We start from the raw sequence: 17,198 nt of genomic DNA, 5'->3' as shown, positions 1-17,198 counted from the left end.
AGCGCCATCACGCCACCGATCACGAAGAACGCGAACGACGTCACCAGATACAGCGTGCCGATCGTCTTGTGGTCAGTGGTCGTCAACCACTTGATCACGACGTTGCCGGGCTGCTTGCGCCGTACCGGCAGCTCGTTCTCGTACGAGTCCTCCGCTGCCGAGGCACCCTGGGGTTCGTTGAGGATGCTCACAGGTTGTTCGTCTCCCGGTTCTTCTCGTGGCTCGTCTGTGCGATGCCCGCGGGAACGTAACCGGTCTGCCCCTTCTTCACGAGGTCCTGGAGGTGCTGCTCGTAGCGCTCCGGGGAGACGACCTTCACGTTGAACAGCATCCGGGAGTGGTCGACGCCGCACAGCTCGGCGCACTTGCCGAGGAAGGTGCCCTCCTTGTTGGGGGTCACCTCGAAGGCATTGGTGTGGCCCGGAATGACGTCCTGCTTCATGAGGAACGGCACCACCCAGAAGGAGTGGATGACGTCACGCGAGGTCAGGACGAAGCGGACCGTCTTGCCCTTGGGGAGCCAGAGGGTCGGGCCGGGGTTGCCGGTCTGCGGGTTCTCCGTGCCCGGAACACCGCAGTCGTAGGTGCCGCCGGCGTTCGCCGGGAAGTCCTCCTTGAACCGGTCCGGGATCGCGGCCAGTTCCTTGGAGGTCTTGGCGTCGCCGGTGGACCCGTCGACGCTCTCGACGTAGTTGAAGCACCAGCTCCACTGGAAGCCGACCACGTTGACCGTGACGTCGGGCTTCTTCTTGAGGCTCATGAGCTCGGACTCGTCACGGGCGGTGAAGTAGAACAGCACCGAGACGATGACGAGCGGAACGATGGTGTACAGCGCCTCGATGGGCAGGTTGTACCTGTTCTGCGGAGGAACCTCGACCTTGGTGCGGGTGCGCCGGTGGAAGAAGCAACTCCACAGGATCAGGCCCCACACCAGCACGCCGGTGGCCAGCGCGGCTGCCCAGGAGCCCTGCCACAGGGAGAGGATCCGCGGAGCCTCTTCCGTGGTTGGGGTGGGCATGCCGAGGCGGGGGAAGTCCTCGTATGTGCAACCGGTGGCGGTCGCCAGGACCAGGCCCGCGGTCAGTGCCTGCAGCAGCTTCCGCCGCATCGGGCGCCGCGGCGAGCGGTCGGAGCCGTTGGGACTCACGTAGCGCCTTCCCGAGAGTCTCGCCCGCGCTGTTCGGCTGCGGCCTTCTCGCTGGTCGGTCGCCGCCCTGCGTCGGGCAGGGGTTTGATGTTTATGCGGACCAAACCCTAGCCGACGCCCTCCGGGGGGTCGCGGGGAGGGTGGCATACGCGCCGGGGGGCACCCTGAAAGGGTGGGGTCGGGCGCCTGCGGGGGGTGCGAGCTGGGGTTGTTCGGCGGCTGACGGTTCGTCGTGGTTGCTCGCGCCCACGCGGCGGAGCCGCATGCCGAATCAGTCCCGCGCCCCTTGGCGGCGCTTCCCTGCCGGACGTCATAGCGTTGCTGTGTGGCCTACTTCGACGCTGCTTCCGCCGTTCCTCTCCATCCCGTTGCCCGGCAGGCCCTTCAGGCCTCGCTCGACGAAGGGTGGGCCGATCCCGCGCGGCTCTACCGGGAAGGGCGGCGGGCGCGGATGCTGCTCGACGCCGCCCGGGAGGCGGCCGCGGAGGCCGTGGGGTGTCGGGCGGACGAGTTGGTGTTCACCCCTTCGGGTACGCGGGCGGTGCATGCGGGGGTCGCGGGAGCGCTGGCCGGGCGTCGGCGGGCCGGATCCCACCTGATCGTGTCAGCGGTCGAACACTCCTCCGTATTGCACGCGGCCGAAGTGCACGAGGCCGGCGGTGGGACGGTCACGCAGGTGCCCGTGGACCGGACGGGGGCGGTGGACCCGGCGGCGTACGCGGCCGCCCTGCGCGGCGACACCGCGCTGGCCTGTCTCCAGTCGGCCAACCACGAGGTGGGCACCGAGCAGCCGGTGGCGGAGGTCGCCGAGATCTGCCGGGCGGCGGGAGTGCCGCTGCTGGTGGACGCGGCCCAGTCGCTGGGGTGGGGGAAGGTCGCGGGTGACTGGTCGCTGCTGGCGGCCAGTGCCCACAAGTGGGGCGGGCCGTCCGGGGTCGGGCTGCTCGTCGTACGCAAAGGGGTCCGGTTCGCGCCGCAAGGGCCCGGGGACGAGCGGGAGTCGGGCCGGGCGCCCGGTTTCGAGAACCTGCCCGCCATCGTGGCCGCGGCGGCGTCGCTGCGGGCGGTGCGGGCCGAGGCGGCCGAGGCGGCGGCCCGGTTGCGGGAGCTGACGGAGCGGATCCGGGCGCGGGTGCCGGCTCTGGTGCCGGATGTGGAGGTGGTCGGCGATCCGGTGCGCAGGCTGCCTGGTGTCGTCACCTTCTCGTGTCTCTATGTCGACGGGGAGACTCTGCTGCACGAACTGGACCGTGCCGGTTTCTCGGTCTCCTCCGGGTCGTCCTGCACGAGCAGCACCCTGATGCCGAGCCACGTCCTGAAGGCGATGGGGGTGCTCAGCGAGGGCAACGTCCGGGTGTCGCTGCCGCCGGGGACGCCGCCCGAGGACGTCGACCGGTTCCTGGAGGTGCTGCCGGGCACGGTGGCCGCGGTGCGGGAGAGGCTGGGGGCGCCGGTGGCCACGGAGGCCGTCCCGGAGACCGGGGGCGACCTCGTCGTGGACGCGATCGGCCGGCGCTGCCCCATCCCGGTGATCGAGCTGGCCAAGGTCATCGGCGACGTGCCCGTCGGGGGCACGGTCCGCGTCCTGTCCGACGACGAGGCGGCCCGCCTGGACATCCCGGCGTGGTGCGAGATGCGGGGGCAGGAGTACGCGGGCGAGGAGCCGGCGGAGAAGGGAACGGCTTACCTGGTCCGCCGGTCGACCTGAACGGCACCCCACCCGGCGGTTCAGCCCAGGTGCGCCTGGACCTCGTCCGCCGCCTCGTCCCCGTACGCCTTGGTGAACCGCTCCATGAAGTGCCCGCGGCGCAGCTGGTACTCCTGCGTCCCCACCGTCTCGATGACGAGCGTCGCCAGCATGCAGCCCACCTGCGCCGCCCGCTGCAACGACACCCCCCACGCCAGTCCCGACAGGAACCCCGCGCGGAAGGCGTCGCCGACACCGGTCGGGTCGGCCTTGCGCTCCTCGTCCGGGACGCCGACCTCGACGGTCGGCTCGCCGACCCGCTCGATGCGCACGCCCCGCGCGCCGAGGGTGGTGACGCGGTGACCCACGCGGCCGAGGATCTCCTCGTCCGTCCAACCGGTCTTGGTCTCGATGAGCCCCTTCTCGTACTCGTTGGAGAAGAGGTAGGTCGCCCCGTCCAGCAGTATCCGGATCTCGTCGCCGTTCATCCGGGCGATCTGCTGGGAGAAGTCGGCGGCGAACGGGATGGACCGGGCGCGGCACTCCTCGGTGTGCCGGAGCATCGCCTCCGGGTCGTCGGCACCGATGGAGACCAGGTCGAGACCGCCGACCCGGTCGGCGACGGTCTTCAGCTCGATGAGGCGGGCCTCGCTCATCGCGCCCGTGTAGAACGAGCCGATCTGGTTGTGGTCGGCGTCGGTGGTGCAGACGAAGCGCGCGGTGTGCAGGGTCTCGGAGATGCGCACCGAGCCGGTGTCGACGCCGTGCCGGTCCAGCCAGGCCCGGTACTCGTCGAAGTCCGAGCCGGCCGCGCCGACCAGGATCGGCCGGGTTCCGAGCTGGCCCATGCCGAAGGCGATGTTCGCGGCGACGCCGCCCCGGCGTACGTCGAGCTGGTCGACGAGGAAGGAGAGCGAGACCGTGTGCAGCTGGTCCGCGACGAGCTGGTCGGAGAAGCGGCCGGGGAAGGTCATGAGGTGGTCGGTGGCGATGGAGCCGGTGACTGCGATGCGCACGGCGTGGACTCTCTCCTGAAGGGGAGGCGGGTTGACAGTTCACGCTACCCGGGAGTGTCCCAGGTCCGAAGCAGGCAAAACTACCCGGTAGTACAACTTTCTTCGCGGTCCGGGACGTGCCTACGGTTCTGTTATGACGAACCTGAGGACCGCCGACCCCGCCCCGGCCGACCTGGACGGCGACCTGGCGTCGCTGCGCGGTGACTGCGCCCGGATGGCCCCGCGCTGGGAGGCTCCGGCCCACGCCGCCACCCGTCCCGTCCCCGTCTCCCTCATCCACGGCGTGCGGGTGCCCCAGACGTCGGCGCGGTTGCTGGACGCGATGTCGGACTACGGCGACTGAGGTCCGTCCGGCGACTTCGAGGCCGTTCGGGCGGCACGTGACGCCGCCGGGAACCGGATCCTCCCCCACCGCGTCCCATCGCTGTCCCCAGTAACAGCCGAAGGAGCGATGCGGTGAACACCGAGCGACCCGACAACGACGACGCCGACGCCGCCGACGAGGCCGGCACCGGGCGTCCCGCGCGGCGGCGTCCCCGGGCGGTCGCCGTCGCCTCCGTCGCCGCCGCCGTGCTGCTGGTCGGGACCGGCGGGGCCTATCTGGCCACGTCCGCCTCCGGCGGCGGCCCGCACGGCGGTACGGCGTCCGGGGCGTCCGGCGACGACACTCCCCCGCCGCTCGCCCTGGACGACCACGGGGCGCCGTCCGGAAGCGGCGGTACGAACGGCATCGCGCCCGGCGAGCCCAACCCCTACGGCGTCACCTACCGCGCCGACGGCTCGCTGCCCGACGGCCCCGGCTCGGCGCCCGTGTACCGGGCGAAGGGTGAGGTCACCGAGGCGGAGGTGGCCCGGCTGGCCGAGGCGCTCGGGGTCGACGGCGCGCCGCGCGTGCAGGGCGAGGCGTGGAAGGTCGGCAACGCCAACGACGGTTCGGGTCCGCTGCTGACGGTGAACACGCAGGCGCCGGGCACCTGGACGTTCCACCGCTACACGCCCGGTACCGACAACTGCAAGAAGGGCGCCGCGTGCAAGGGCCCGTCCGCCGAGGGGGAGCCGGTGAGCGAGGCGGCCGCGAAGAAGGCGGCGACGCCGGTGCTGAAGGCACTGGGCCAGGACGCCGCCAAGCTGGACGCGGGCCAGGTCATGGGCGCCCGGCGGGCCGTGAACGCCGAACCCGAGGTCGGCGGGCTGCCCACGTACGGCTGGACGACCGGTGTGGTCGTCGGCGCGCGGGGCGAGGTGGTCGGCGGCAGCGGCCAGGTGAAGGCGCCGGTCAAGGGGGACACGTATCCCGTCCTGGGCGCCGAGGAGACGCTGGCGCTGCTGAACGCGCCGGGCGGCGGCTCCGGCGCCGGCATCGGCGGCTGCGCGAGCCCCGTACCGCATCAGGACGGCGCGGACACGCCCTGCGAGCCGCGGACGGGCACGCCGAGGAAGCCGGTGAAGCCGCAGCAGCCGGAGAAGCAGACGATCACGGTCGAGGACGCGGTGTTCGGGCTGGCCGCGCATCCGGTGCAGGGGCGGCAGACGCTGGTGCCGTCGTGGCTGTTCGAGGTGCGGGCGCCGGGCACGCGGGACGCCTTCACGGTGACGTATCCGGCGGTCGACCCGAAGTACCTGACGTCCGCGGCCCCCGCCTCGCCGTCACCGTCCTCGTCCTCGTCCGACGAGCCGACCTCGGCGCCGGGTGAGCCCCGCGACGTCGGGGTGAGCGGCTACACGGCCGAGGGCAGGGAGCTGACGGTGCACTTCACGGGCGGGGTGTGCTCCGACTACGAGGCGAAGGCGAAGGAGAGCGCGGGCAAGGTGACCGTCACGGTGACCGAGACCCCGCACCCGGAGAAGGTCTGCATCCTGATCGCCAAGGAGTACGAGCGGACGGTGCCGCTCGACGAGCCGCTCGGCGACCGGACGGTCGTGGGCTCGGACGGTGAGGAGATCCCGCTGCACAAGCCGGGCGCGCGGCTGCCGGCACCGTCCGGGGGCCGGTGACGGCGATCCCGTGGGCGGGCAGGCAAGAGGGCGGCGGCCCGGGATCGGTCCCGGGCCGCCGCCCTCTTATGACTGTGGCGCCTCCGCCGCGCGGCTCAGCTGAAGGAGTCGCCGCAGGCGCAGGAGCCCGTCGCGTTCGGGTTGTCGATCGTGAAGCCCTGCTTCTCGATCGTGTCCACGAAGTCGATGGTGGCGCCGCCCAGGTACGGGGCGCTCATGCGGTCGGTGGTGACCTTGACGCCGTCGAAGTCCTTCACCACGTCGCCGTCGAGCGAGCGCTCGTCGAAGAAGAGCTGGTAGCGCAGGCCGGAGCAGCCGCCGGGCTGGACGGCGACGCGCAGCGCCAGATCCTCACGGCCTTCCTGGTCGAGCAGGGCCTTGACCTTGGCCGCGGCGGCGTCGGTCAGGATGATGCCGTCGGTGACGGTGGTGGTCTCGTCCGATACGGACATCTACATCTCTCCAAGGTTGTACGGAGACTGCTTGCCGACGGTTCCAACCGGCGGGGCCGCGGATTCATTCCGGGCGGGCCCGTGTCTTCGTCCTCGGCCTTCCCTTCATGCTCGCACACGCGTCGGGCAGCGGACAGCGGCTGTGGACGGCGGTCCGGACACCGGGATTCACGTCACACCGACACTATGGGCATCGTCAAACTGACGTGAACCGGTTATGATATATAGCGTCAGTTAGACGAAAAGTAGAAAGGGTGCGTGTCGTGACCACCGCCCAAACCCAGGAGCTCGACGTACAGCCGTCGCCGCTCGCCCTGCTGCTGCTCGGCCGCGAGGCCGACCCGAGGAGCGAGCGCGGCGTGGAGTGCCCCGGCGACCTGCCCTCGCCCTCCGACCCGGACCTGGTCGCGCGCGCCCGCGCGGCCAAGGAGAAGCTCGGGGACAAGGTCTTCGTGCTCGGTCACCACTACCAGCGCGACGAGGTCATCCAGTTCGCCGACGTCACGGGTGACTCCTTCAAGCTGGCCCGGGACGCGGCCGCGCGCCCGGAGGCCGAGTACATCGTCTTCTGCGGTGTGCACTTCATGGCGGAGTCGGCCGACATCCTGACCTCCGACGAGCAGAAGGTGGTCCTGCCCGACCTGGCCGCCGGCTGCTCCATGGCGGACATGGCCACCGCCGAGCAGGTCGCCGAGTGCTGGGACGTGCTGACCGAGGCCGGCATCGCCGAGCAGGTCGTGCCCGTCTCGTACATGAACTCGTCCGCGGACATCAAGGCGTTCACGGGCAAGCACGGCGGCACCATCTGCACGTCGTCCAACGCCAAGCGGGCCCTGGACTGGGCCTTCGAGCAGGGGGAGCCCTCAACAAGCAAGGTGCTGTTCCTGCCCGACCAGCACCTGGGCCGGAACACGGCGGTGCGGGACATGGGCATGTCCCTGGAGGACTGCGTCCTCTACAACCCGCACAAGCCGAACGGCGGGCTGACCACCGAGGAGCTGCGCGCCGCGAAGATGATCCTGTGGCGGGGTCACTGCTCGGTGCACGGCCGCTTCAGCCTCGACTCGGTGAACGACGTGCGCGAGCGCATACCGGGCGTCAACGTCCTGGTGCACCCCGAGTGCCGGCACGAGGTCGTCGCGGCGGCGGACTACGTCGGCTCGACCGAGTACATCATCAAGGCCCTGGAGGCGGCCCCGGCCGGATCCAAGTGGGCCATCGGCACCGAGCTGAACCTGGTCCGGCGGCTGGCGAACCGTTTCGCCGCCGAGGACAAGGAGGTCGTCTTCCTCGACAAGACGGTCTGCTTCTGCTCGACCATGAACCGCATCGACCTGCCGCACCTGGTCTGGGCGCTGGAGTCGCTCGCCGAGGGCACCCTCGTCAACCGCATCGAGGTCGACAAGGAGACGGAGGCGTTCGCGAAGCTGGCGCTTGAGCGGATGCTGGCGCTGCCGTAGGGGGGCGATTTCCCACCCACCTGCCCGTGCGGGGTGTTTCAAACGGCTCGGGTCCCGCCCGACCACCTTCGGTGTCGGGCGGGACCCGAGCCGTTCTCGCGCGGGCTCAGACGTTCGCGGGCTCCGGTTCGTCCGGTGCCTGCGACGGAGACGGCACGTCGCCGCCCTTCTTCGCCGCCTTCTTCTTCGCGCGCCGCTCCTTGCGCAGCTCCAGCACCGCGTAGAGCGTCGGGACCAGCAGCAGGGTCAGCAGGGTCGACGTGATCAGACCGCCGATCACCACCACCGCCAGCGGCTGGGCGATGAAGCCGCCCTCGCCGGTGACGCCCAGCGCCATCGGGAGCAGGGCGAAGATCGTCGCCAGGGCCGTCATCAGGATGGGCCGCAGCCGGTGCCGGCCGCCCTCGATGACCGCTTCGACGACGCCGTAGCCCTGCCCCCGGTACTGGTTGATCAGGTCGATCAGCACGATCGCGTTGGTGACCACGATGCCGATCAGCATCAGCATGCCGATCATCGCCGGGACGCCCATCGGGGTGCCCGTCGCCAGCAGCAGACCGATCGCGCCGGTCGCCGCGAACGGGATCGACACCAGCAGGATCAGCGGCTGGGCCAGCGACCGGAAGGTGCCGACCAGCAGCATGAACACGATCGCGATCGCCGCGAGCATGGCCAAGCCCAGGTTGACGAACGCCTCGTCCTGGTCGGCGGTGACGCCGCCGATCTCGGCCGTGGCACCGGCCGGCAGGTCCAGGCCGTTGATCTCCGACTGGAGTTCCGTGCCCACCGCGCCGGTGTTGTCACCGGTCGGCTTGGCCGTGATGGTCGCCGCGCGCTGCCCGTCGATGCGGGTCATCGACACCGGGCCGTCCACCAGCTCGACCGTGGCGATGTCGCCGAGCTTCGCCGGGCCCAGGTTCAGGGCCTTCAGCTGGGCCAGCGTCTCGGCCGGCTGGGCCGACTTGATCACGACGTCGCGCTCGGTGTCGTCCAGGACCGCCTTGGCGGCCGGAGTGCCGCGCACCGCCTGGGCGACGGCCGCGCCGAGCGTCTGGTCGGTGAACCCGGCCTCGGCGGCCTTCGCGTTGGCCTTGACCGAGATGCGCGGCACGCTCTGCGCCAGGTCGCTGGTGACGTCGGTGACGTCGTCGAGCCCGGCGACCGTCTCGCGGACTTCCTCGGATGCCTCGCGGAGCACCTGCGCGTCGGCGGCCTTGACGACGACGCTCAGGTCCTGGCTGCCGAAGCCGTCACCGGCGGCGACCGTGGTGGTGCCGATGCCGTCGAGCTTCGCGAGTCCGTCCTCGATGTGGTCCTGCACGTCCTCGGCGGACGCCGAGTCCTTCAGCATGAGCTGGTACGAGGCCTGGTTGGTGTCCGTGCCGCCGCCGAAGGCGGCCATGAAGCCGGACGAGCCGATGGTGACCTGGTAGTCCTTGACGCCCTCGGTGTCGCCGAGCAGCTTCTCGACCTTCTCGGCCTGGGCGTCGGTCGCGGCCAGGCTGGTGCCGGGCTTCAGCTCCTGCTTGATGCTGAGGATCTTCTGCTCGCCCTGGTCGAAGAAGTTCGTCTTCAGCAGCGGCGCCATGCCGAACGTGCCGATCAGCACGACGACCGCGATGGCCACGCTGGTCAGGCGGCGGCGGGTGGCGAAGCGCAGCACGGGGACGTAGAAGCGCTGGAGGCGGCTCTTCGCCTCCTTCTCCTCGGCCAGCCGGCGCGCCTCGTCCGCGTCCTCGGGGGTGCCCTTCGGCGGGCGCAGGAACCAGTACGACAGGACCGGGACGACCGTCAGCGACACCAGCAGGGAGGCCAGCAGCGCGGCGGTCACGGTCAGGCTGAAGGAGCCGAACAGCTCGCCGACCATGCCGCCGACCAGGCCGATCGGCAGGAACACCGCCACCGTGGTGAGCGTCGAGGAGGTGACCGCTCCGGCGACCTCGCGGACGGCCTTGAGGATGGCCTCCTGGCGCTCCTCGCCGTAGCCGAGGTGCCGCTTGATGTTCTCCAGGACCACGATCGAGTCGTCGACGACCCGGCCGATGGCGATGGTGAGCGCGCCCAGCGTCAGCATGTTCAGCGACAGGTCGCGCGTCCACAGGACGATCAGGGCGAGCACCACCGACAGCGGGATGGAGACCGCGGTGACCAGGGTGGAGCGGATCGACGCCAGGAAGACCAGGATGACCAGGACGGCGAAGACCAGGCCGAGGGCGCCCTCGGTGGTCAGGCCCTCGATGGCCTTGGACACCGCCGGGCCCTGGTCGCTGACGACGGTGAGCGTCGCGCCGGAGCCGAGCTGCTCGCGCAGGTCGGGGAGCTTGTCCTCGACGGCGTCCGAGATGGCGACCGCGCTGCCGTCGTGGTCCATCGTGACGGCGACGGAGAGGCTCGGCTCGCCGTTGGTGCGGGTGAGGGAGTCGGCCTTGGCCTCCTCCTCCTCGACGGTGGCGACATCACCGAGGCGGACCGGCTTGTCGACGCCCTCGCCGGTGACCATCAGGTCCTGGATCTGCTTCAGCGAGGTGAAGCCGCCGCCGACCTGGACGGTGCGGTTGGCGCCGGCCTCGTCGAAGGAGCCCGCGGGGACGGTCGCGCCGCCGGCCTGGAGGGACTGGGCGAGGGCCTGCGGGCTCACGCCCGCCCTGGCCAGCTTCGCCTGGTCGGGCGTGACGGTGACCTGCACGTCCCGGACGCCGTCGACCACGACCTGGGCGACGCCGTCGATGTCCTTCAGCTCCGAGACGACCGTCTTGTCGAGCTGGTCGGCCAGCGCCTGCTGGTCCTTGTCGGAGGTGACGGCGAGGACGACGGTGGGGATGTCGTCCGTCGAGCCGGAGATGACCTGCGGGTCCACGTCGTCCGGGAGCTGGGCGCGGGCCCGGTTGACGGCCTGCTGGACGTCGGCGACGAGCTGCTGGGTGCCGTTGCCGTAGTCGAAGGACGCCATGATGACGGCGTTGCCCTCACTGGCCGTCGCGGTGATGCCGGAGATCCCGTCGACTGCTTCGAGGCTGTCCTCGATCGGTTCGACGACCTGCTTCTCGACCACGTCCGGCGAGGCGCCCTGGTAGGGCGCCAGCACGGACACCATGGGCAGTTCGATGGTGGGCAGCAGCTGCTGCTTGAGCTGGGGGATGGCGATCGCGCCGAAGACGAGCGCGACGATCGACATCAGGCCTATCAGGGCCCGTTGCGCGAGGCTGAATCTCGACAGCCAGGACATGGATCAGGGTCTCTCTTCTGTGGCCGAGCGGCGGGGACGGGGCACATCTGTAGGCCCACCCCGACACCCTGGTCCATGAGTGCCCCCGCTTCCCTAGGTCCCAGGTCCATTTCCTTATGCGGCGCATACTCCTGCCGCAGTACACCGGGGCAGAGGTCACTCCACCCTTGGACGTACCAGCCCGGACTCGTACGCGATGACGACCAGCTGGGCCCGGTCGCGGGCGCCCAGCTTGGCCATGGCCCGGTTGACGTGCGTCTTCACGGTGAGCGGGCTGACCTCCAGCCGCTCGGCGATCTCGTCGTTGGAGAGCCCGCCGGCGACCTGGACCAGCACCTCGCGCTCGCGCACGGTCAGCGTCTCCAGCCGCTCGGCGCGGGCCGGGTCGCGGTCCTCGCCCGCCGTGCCCTCCTGGGCGAGGAAGCGGGCGATCAGCCCCTTGGTGGCGGTCGGGGACAGCAACGCCTCGCCGCCGGCCGCGACGCGGATCGCGCTGAGCAGTTCCTCGGGTTCGGAGCCCTTGCCGAGGAAGCCCGAGGCGCCCGCGCGCAGCGACTGCACCACGTAGTCGTCGACCTCGAAGGTGGTCAGGATGACCACGCGGACATGGGCGAGGGACGGGTCGGCGCTGATCATGCGGGTGGCGGCGAGGCCGTCGGTGCCGGGCATCCGGATGTCCATCAGCACCACGTCGGCCCGCTGCTCGGCGGCCAGCCGGGCCGCCTCCGCGCCGTCGGACGCCTCCCCCACCACCTCCATGTCGGGCTCGGAGTCGACCAGCACCCTGAAGGCGCTGCGCAGCAACGCCTGGTCGTCGGCGAGCAGGACACGGATCGTCATTCGGGGCCCTCCGCGGCATCGTTGCGGTTCCTGACCGGAAGGATCGCATGGACCCGGAAACCGCCTCCGTAGCGGGGACCGGTGGTGAGGGAGCCGCCCACGGCGGCGACCCGCTCGCGCATGCCGAGCAGGCCGTGGCCGCCGCCGTCGGCGGGGGGCCCGGGGGCCTCGTCCTCGCCGGCGCCGTCGTCGAGCACGGTGACCTCGATGTTCGGTCCCACCCTCACGACGCTGACCTCGGCCTTCGCCCGCGTCCCCGCATGCTTCTGCACGTTGGTCAACGCCTCCTGGATGATGCGGTAGGCGGCCAGGTCGACGGCGGCGGGCCGGTCGGTGCCCTGGTCGGTGCGGGCCACCTCGACGTGCAGTCCGGCGTGGTGGAAGGTGGCGACGAGTTCGCCGAGGCGGTCCAGGCCGGGAGCGGGTTCGGTCGGCGCCTCCGGGTCGCCGGACTGGCGGAGCAGGCCGACGGTGGCGCGCAGCTCGCCCAGCGCGGAGCGGCTGGCCTCCCGTACGTGGGCGAGGGCCTCCTTGGCCTGGTCGGGCCGCTTGTCCATGACGTGGGCGGCGACCCCGGCCTGGACGTTGACCAGGGCGATGTGGTGGGCGACCACGTCGTGCAGGTCGCGGGCGATGCGCAGCCGCTCCTCGGCGACCCGGCGGCGGGCCTCCTCCTCCCGGGTGCGCTCGGCCTTCTCGGCCCGGTCGCGGATGGCCTGGACGAAGGCGCGCCGGCTGCGGACCGCGTCCCCGGCGGTGGCGCCGATGCCGGTCCAGGCGAAGACGGCGAGGTTCTCCTGCGCGTACCAGGGCAGCGGCCCGGCCAGCATGGCGGCGCCGGTCAGCACCGTCATGGTGAGCAGGCCGACCCGCCAGGTGGTGGGACGGTCGGTGGAGGCGGCGACGGTGAAGAGGGCGACGACGGCGGACATGACGACGGGCGCGCGGGGGTCGCCGGTGACGCTCTCGACGACGGAGACACCGCCGGTGACCGCGAGGACCACCAGTGGGGCGCGGCGGCGGAAGACGAGCGCCGCGGCGCCGACGGCCATGAGGACCAGGCTGAGTACGTCAGGGGTGCGCAGGCCCCAGCTGACGCCCTCGGGGCCGTGCGGGTCCACGAAGGAGCCGGCGACCATGCACACCAGGACGGCTGCCGCGATGGCAGCGTCCAGGGCGGAGGGGTGGGCGCCGATGGTGCAGCGGGCGCGGGCGAGGGTGCTCACGGCGATTCACGGTAGCTGGAGTGGGCGTGTCTTCTTGGTGGGCCCGCACGCGGTGGGCGTCGGCTGGGGGCCGCGCCCCCAGACCCCCGCTTCGGCCTGTACGGTCTCGTCCTCAAACGCCGGACGGGCTGAAGGTACCGGCCGGGCGGGAAGTACCGGCCGGCGTCCGTCAGGAACCCCCCGGAATCAGGCCGTCGTCGCTCAGCAGCTCCCGGACCTCCTCCAGTGTGGCGTCCGGGGACGGGAGGATCAGGTCGGACGGCTCCAGGAAGTCGTCCGGGACGGGCTCGCCCAGTTCGCGGACCTTGGCCAGGAGGGCCTGGAGGGTCGCGCGGAAGCCGGGACCGTCGCCGTTCTCCATCTCGGCCAGGAGCTCGTCGTCCAGCTTGTTCAGCTCGGTGAGACGGCCGTCGGCCAGCGTCAGCTGTCCCTCCCCCATGATCCGTACGATCATGTCGCCCTCCTAGGCGTGGGCTACTGCTTGTCGAAGCGCGGGGTGTCCTGCGGCTGCTGCTGGGACTGCGCCTGGCCCTGGTCCTGGCCGCCCTCGATGGCCTGCCGGTCGGAGGTGCCGCCCCCGGACAGTTCGGCCTTCATGCGCTGCAGTTCCAGCTCTACATCCGTACCACCGGAGAGCCGGTCCAGCTCGGCCTGGATGTCGTCCTTGTGCATGCCGGACTGGTCGTCCAGGGCGCCGGAGGCGAGCAGTTCGTCGATGGCGCCGGCCCGGGCCTGGAGCTGGGCGGTCTTGTCCTCGGCCCGCTGGATGGCCAGGCCCACGTCGCCCATCTCCTCGGAGATGCCGGAGAACGCCTCGCCGATGCGGGTCTGCGCCTGGGCCGCCGTGTAGGTGGCCTTGATGGTCTCCTTCTTCGTGCGGAAGGCGTCCACCTTGGCCTGGAGGCGTTGGGCCGCCAGGGTGAGCTTCTCCTCCTCGCCCTGGAGGGTGGCGTGCTGCGTCTCCAGGTCGGTGACCTGCTGCTGCAGCGCGGCGCGCCGGGAGAGCGCCTCGCGGGCCAGGTCCTCACGGCCCAGCGCGAGCGCCTTGCGGCCCTGGTCCTCCAGCTTGGACGACTGGGACTGGAGCTGGTTGAGCTGAAGCTCCAGGCGCTTGCGGCTGGTCGCCACGTCGGCGACACCGCGGCGCACCTTCTGGAGCAGCTCCAGCTGTTTCTGGTACGAGTAATCGAGGGTCTCGCGCGGGTCCTCGGCCCGGTCAAGGGCCTTATTGGCCTTCGCGCGGAAGATCATCCCCATACGCTTCATGACACCGCTCATGGGCTTCGCGCGCCCCCTTCTGACCGACTCCAGCTCCAGCACCTGCGACAGAACCCACAGTACGGGCCCTGCATCCATTACCGCACTGTTCGGGGACGGATGCGCTCATCCCCAAGGACGACTGCGTGCGCTCCCGGTCCGGCGTAGGGAGTAGGTGCTCCCCGGGGTTGTCCGGAATGACCCGGTGCCCTGGGGTGTACGCAACGTCCCCTCTGTCCACTTACAGACGACCGGCGTTGCCGGATCGTTCCCCACCGGACTGGGGTCCACACCCCGGCACCCCGTACCCTTGGGTTTTGTGTTCCGTAGCCGTGCCAAGGAAGAGAAGGCACCGAGCCTCGTCAAGACGCCGGTGACCGACTCCAATCAGCCCCGTGACCCGCAGGCCCCCAAGGGAAGGCCGACGCCCAAGCGCAGTGCGGCCCAGTCCCAGCGCCGCAGCGTCGCCAACACTCCGATGACGCGCAAGGACGCCGCCAAGCGCCAGCGCGAGGAGCGCCGGACCGCGATGGCGCGCCAGCGCGAGGCGCTGGCGAAGGGGGACGAGCGGTACCTGCCGGCCCGCGACAAGGGCCCGGTCCGCAAGTTCGCGCGCGACTTCATCGACTCGCGGTTCAACATCGCGGAGTACTTCCTGCCGATGGCCGTGGTCATCCTCGTGCTGAGCATGATCCGGGTGGCCTCGCTGCAGAACGTGGCGCTGCTGCTGTGGCTGGTCGTGATCGTGATGATCGTGCTGGACTCGATCGTCACCGGCTTCCGGCTGAAGAAGCGGCTCGCCGAGCGCTTCCCGGACGAGCGCCGGCGCGGCGCGGTCGCCTACGCGCTGATGCGCTCCCTCCAGATGCGGCGGCTCCGGCTGCCCAAGCCCCAGTTCAAGCGCGGGGAGCGGCCCTGAGCACGACGCCGTTCGCCGACGGCGCGGCCGATGCCCGGCCGGCCGCTCCGGGTGGTCTGCGGGACGTCGTACGGCAGGAGCTGGTGGCCCGGCAGCTGGACGAGCAGATAGCCGGGCGCTTCCCGGTCGGCAAGCGGCTCCGGGTGCTCGACGTGGGCATGGGTCAGGGCACCCAGTCGCTTCGGCTGGCACGGGCCGGGCACCAGGTGACCGGCATCGAGCGGGACGCCACGATGATCGCCGCGGCACGCGACGCCCTGGCCGGCCAGCCCGAGGGCATCCGGGAGCGGATGCGGATCGTCGAGGGCGACGGCCGGGACACCGGCGTGCACTTCCTGCCGGGCAGTTTCGACGTGGTGCTGTGCCACGGGGTGCTCATGTACGTCGAGGAGCCCGACCCGCTGCTCGCGGGGCTGGCCCGGATGCTCGCCCCCGGCGGACTGCTGTCCCTCCTGGTGCGCAACGGCGACGCGCTCGCGATGCGCCCCGGCCTGCGCGGCGACTGGACCGAGGCCCTGGCCGCCTTCGACACCACCGTCTGTCGTGACGGTCTCGGCGTCGAGGTCCGCGCGGACCGGCCGGCGACGCTGACGGCCAAGCTCGCGAGCATCGGCGCCCCGCTGCACACCTGGTACGGCGTCCGGGTCTTCACGGACACGGCACCCGACGACGCCCAGGTCGCGGACGGTCTCGAAACCCTGCTGGCCGCCGAGGAACGGGCCGGCCGGACGGACCCGTACCGCCAGATCGCCGCGCTGCTTCATCTGTGCGGGGTGCGGGGGTAGTACCGGGCTCCGCCCGTTCGGGGGTTCCCCGGGGGCCGCGTTTCAGGTGCGCGGTGAGACTCGGGGCATGGACGCTTCCCCCGCTTCCCGTACCCGTGTGCCACGGCTGCTCGGTCCGCTCGCCGCGCTGGCCTGCTCCCTGCTGCTCGTCGCCGGCTGCTCCGGCGCCGGGTCCGCCCCGGGCTCCCGGAGCGGGCGGGAGGGCGACACGGCACAGGCCGCGGCGCCGCTCGCGGCCAACGATCTGCAGGCCGACTACGAGCGGGTGATCAACGACGTACTCCCGTCGGTCGTGCAGATCCAGGCGGGCGACTCCCTGGGGTCGGGGGTCGTGTACGACGACAAGGGACACGTCGTCACGAACGCGCACGTCGTCGGTGACACCGAGTCCTTCCGGGTGACGACCGCCCGCACCGAGGACACCCTGGCCGCGGAACTCGTCTCCTCCTACCCGGAGCAGGACCTCGCCGTCATCAGGCTGGACAGGGTGCCCGACGGCATGAAGGCGGCCCGCTTCGGGGACTCCACGAAGGTCCAGGTCGGGCAGATCGTGCTGGCGATGGGCTCACCGCTCGGGCTGTCCTCCAGCGTGACGCAGGGCATCGTCTCGGCCACCGGGCGGACCGTCACCGAGGGCGGCGGCGGGGGCGGTACGGGCGCGACCATCGGCAACATGGTGCAGACGTCCGCGGCCATCAACCCCGGCAACAGCGGTGGCGCCCTGGTGAACCTCGACAGCCAGGTGATCGGCATCCCGACGCTGGCCGCGACCGACCCGGGCCTCGGTGACAGCGCGGCGCCCGGCATCGGGTTCGCGATCCCGGCGTCGATGGTGAAGACGGTCGCCGACCAGATCATCGAGGACGGCCGGGTGACCGACTCGGGCCGGGCGGCGCTCGGCGTCACCGCCCGTACGGTCGTCGACGACGGCTACCGGCCCGCGGGCGTGGCCGTCGTCGAGGTCAGTGACGGCGGGGCCGCCGACAGGGCCGGGCTGCGGCCCGGCGACGTCGTCGTCCGGCTGGGCGACACGGACATCACCACGATCACCTCGCTGGCCGAGGCGCTGGCGTCGATGGAGTCGGGTGACCGGACGAAGGTCACGTACACCCGCGACGGCGACGAGCGCACCGCCGAGGTGACGCTGGGCGAGCAGTGACGGAGGCGGGGCCGGTCCACTCGGAACCG

15 protein-coding genes and 1 pseudogene are annotated in these 17,198 nt (G+C 71.4%); 7 read left to right on the top strand and 9 right to left on the bottom strand.

Annotated elements, in window-relative coordinates; genetic code table 11:
- Together ACFW48_RS37350 and coxB are read right to left on the bottom strand one after the other, a co-directional pair.
- Nucleotides 1-191 (bottom strand): annotated as a pseudogene (locus tag ACFW48_RS37350) (cytochrome ubiquinol oxidase subunit I); the annotation flags it as partial.
- On the bottom strand, nt 188-1,147 hold the full coding sequence (gene coxB / locus ACFW48_RS37345; RefSeq protein WP_121746603.1) for a cytochrome c oxidase subunit II: 960 nt from the start codon (nt 1,145-1,147) through the stop codon (nt 188-190). The pseudogene ACFW48_RS37350 and the gene coxB, both read right to left, overlap by 4 nt.
- 325 nt (nt 1,148-1,472) lie before the next feature.
- Here coxB and ACFW48_RS37340 point away from each other — a divergent pair, with 325 nt between their 5' ends.
- Entirely contained in the window at nt 1,473-2,855 is a 1,383-nt protein-coding gene (locus tag ACFW48_RS37340; RefSeq protein WP_386322919.1) for a cysteine desulfurase/sulfurtransferase TusA family protein, read from the top strand.
- A 20-nt stretch (nt 2,856-2,875) separates the two neighbouring features.
- On the opposite strand, the gene ACFW48_RS37335 is transcribed toward ACFW48_RS37340, so the two are convergent.
- A complete protein-coding gene (locus ACFW48_RS37335; protein ID WP_386322917.1) occupies nt 2,876-3,850 on the bottom strand; it encodes a carbohydrate kinase family protein in 975 nt (324 codons plus the stop codon).
- 133 nt (nt 3,851-3,983) lie between these two features.
- On the opposite strand from ACFW48_RS37335, the gene ACFW48_RS37330 reads away from it, so the two are divergent.
- Both ACFW48_RS37330 and ACFW48_RS37325 read left to right on the top strand, forming a co-directional pair.
- Nucleotides 3,984-4,193 carry a hypothetical protein gene (locus ACFW48_RS37330; RefSeq protein ID WP_386322915.1) on the top strand — a complete coding sequence of 70 codons (210 nt, stop codon included), beginning with the start codon at nt 3,984-3,986 and terminating at the stop codon, nt 4,191-4,193.
- A 113-nt stretch (nt 4,194-4,306) separates the two neighbouring features.
- Nucleotides 4,307-5,845 carry a hypothetical protein gene (locus ACFW48_RS37325; protein WP_386322913.1) on the top strand — a complete coding sequence of 513 codons (1,539 nt, stop codon included), beginning with the start codon at nt 4,307-4,309 and terminating at the stop codon, nt 5,843-5,845.
- 95 nt (nt 5,846-5,940) lie between these two features.
- On the opposite strand, the gene ACFW48_RS37320 is transcribed toward ACFW48_RS37325, so the two are convergent.
- A complete protein-coding gene (locus tag ACFW48_RS37320; protein WP_053129615.1) occupies nt 5,941-6,297 on the bottom strand; it encodes an iron-sulfur cluster assembly accessory protein in 357 nt (118 codons plus the stop codon).
- A 263-nt stretch (nt 6,298-6,560) separates the two neighbouring features.
- On the opposite strand from ACFW48_RS37320, the gene nadA reads away from it, so the two are divergent.
- A complete protein-coding gene (gene nadA, locus ACFW48_RS37315) occupies nt 6,561-7,757 on the top strand; it encodes a quinolinate synthase NadA (protein ID WP_386322911.1) in 1,197 nt (398 codons plus the stop codon).
- Between the two features lie 106 nt (nt 7,758-7,863).
- On the opposite strand, the gene ACFW48_RS37310 is transcribed toward nadA, so the two are convergent.
- The 5 genes from ACFW48_RS37310 to ACFW48_RS37290 all read right to left on the bottom strand — a co-directional run bounded on the left by ACFW48_RS37310 (nt 7,864) and on the right by ACFW48_RS37290 (nt 14,315).
- The gene (locus tag ACFW48_RS37310) at nt 7,864-10,983 is read right to left on the bottom strand and encodes an efflux RND transporter permease subunit (RefSeq protein WP_386322909.1); all 3,120 of its coding nucleotides are present in this window, start codon (nt 10,981-10,983) and stop codon (nt 7,864-7,866) included.
- A gap of 156 nt (nt 10,984-11,139) precedes the next feature.
- Complete coding sequence (locus ACFW48_RS37305; RefSeq protein WP_121746610.1) at nt 11,140-11,823, bottom strand: response regulator transcription factor; 684 nt, start codon at nt 11,821-11,823, stop codon at nt 11,140-11,142.
- Nucleotides 11,820-13,049 carry a sensor histidine kinase gene (locus ACFW48_RS37300; RefSeq protein WP_386322907.1) on the bottom strand — a complete coding sequence of 410 codons (1,230 nt, stop codon included), beginning with the start codon at nt 13,047-13,049 and terminating at the stop codon, nt 11,820-11,822. Before ACFW48_RS37300 ends, ACFW48_RS37305 begins: the two co-directional genes overlap by 4 nt.
- Before the next feature lie 169 nt (nt 13,050-13,218).
- Nucleotides 13,219-13,503: a hypothetical protein gene (locus tag ACFW48_RS37295; protein ID WP_375923298.1), complete on the bottom strand. Its 285-nt coding sequence runs from the start codon at nt 13,501-13,503 to the stop codon at nt 13,219-13,221.
- A gap of 20 nt (nt 13,504-13,523) precedes the next feature.
- Entirely contained in the window at nt 13,524-14,315 is a 792-nt protein-coding gene (locus ACFW48_RS37290; protein WP_386322905.1) for a PspA/IM30 family protein, read from the bottom strand.
- A gap of 271 nt (nt 14,316-14,586) precedes the next feature.
- Here ACFW48_RS37290 and ACFW48_RS37285 point away from each other — a divergent pair, with 271 nt between their 5' ends.
- The 3 genes from ACFW48_RS37285 to ACFW48_RS37275 all read left to right on the top strand — a co-directional run bounded on the left by ACFW48_RS37285 (nt 14,587) and on the right by ACFW48_RS37275 (nt 17,169).
- Entirely contained in the window at nt 14,587-15,225 is a 639-nt protein-coding gene (locus ACFW48_RS37285) for a DUF3043 domain-containing protein (protein WP_386322922.1), read from the top strand.
- An 83-nt stretch (nt 15,226-15,308) separates the two neighbouring features.
- Entirely contained in the window at nt 15,309-16,010 is a 702-nt protein-coding gene (locus ACFW48_RS37280) for a class I SAM-dependent methyltransferase (RefSeq protein ID WP_386322903.1), read from the top strand.
- 67 nt (nt 16,011-16,077) lie between these two features.
- Nucleotides 16,078-17,169, top strand: coding sequence for a S1C family serine protease (locus tag ACFW48_RS37275; RefSeq protein ID WP_386322901.1), 1,092 nt, complete (start codon nt 16,078-16,080; stop codon nt 17,167-17,169).
- Nucleotides 17,170-17,198: the final 29 nt, after the last annotated feature.

Source organism: Streptomyces sp. NPDC058812 (genome assembly GCF_042744565.1).
Taxonomy (GTDB): Bacteria; Actinomycetota; Actinomycetes; order Streptomycetales; family Streptomycetaceae; genus Streptomyces; species Streptomyces thinghirensis.
This window is presented reverse-complemented; position numbering and strand designations above follow the sequence as displayed.

What these genes read in the sequence shown, in the direction of transcription:
- ACFW48_RS37330 (WP_386322915.1), top strand. Translation starts at nt 3,984, where the DNA reads ATGACGAACCTGAGGACCGCCGACCCCGCCCCGGCCGACCTGGACGGC.
- ACFW48_RS37320 (WP_053129615.1), bottom strand. Translation starts at nt 6,297, where the DNA reads ATGTCCGTATCGGACGAGACCACCACCGTCACCGACGGCATCATCCTG.
- ACFW48_RS37310 (WP_386322909.1), bottom strand. Translation starts at nt 10,983, where the DNA reads ATGTCCTGGCTGTCGAGATTCAGCCTCGCGCAACGGGCCCTGATAGGC.
- ACFW48_RS37305 (WP_121746610.1), bottom strand. Translation starts at nt 11,823, where the DNA reads ATGACGATCCGTGTCCTGCTCGCCGACGACCAGGCGTTGCTGCGCAGC.
- ACFW48_RS37295 (WP_375923298.1), bottom strand. Translation starts at nt 13,503, where the DNA reads ATGATCGTACGGATCATGGGGGAGGGACAGCTGACGCTGGCCGACGGC.
- ACFW48_RS37290 (WP_386322905.1), bottom strand. Translation starts at nt 14,315, where the DNA reads ATGAAGCGTATGGGGATGATCTTCCGCGCGAAGGCCAATAAGGCCCTT.
- ACFW48_RS37275 (WP_386322901.1), top strand. Translation starts at nt 16,078, where the DNA reads ATGGACGCTTCCCCCGCTTCCCGTACCCGTGTGCCACGGCTGCTCGGT.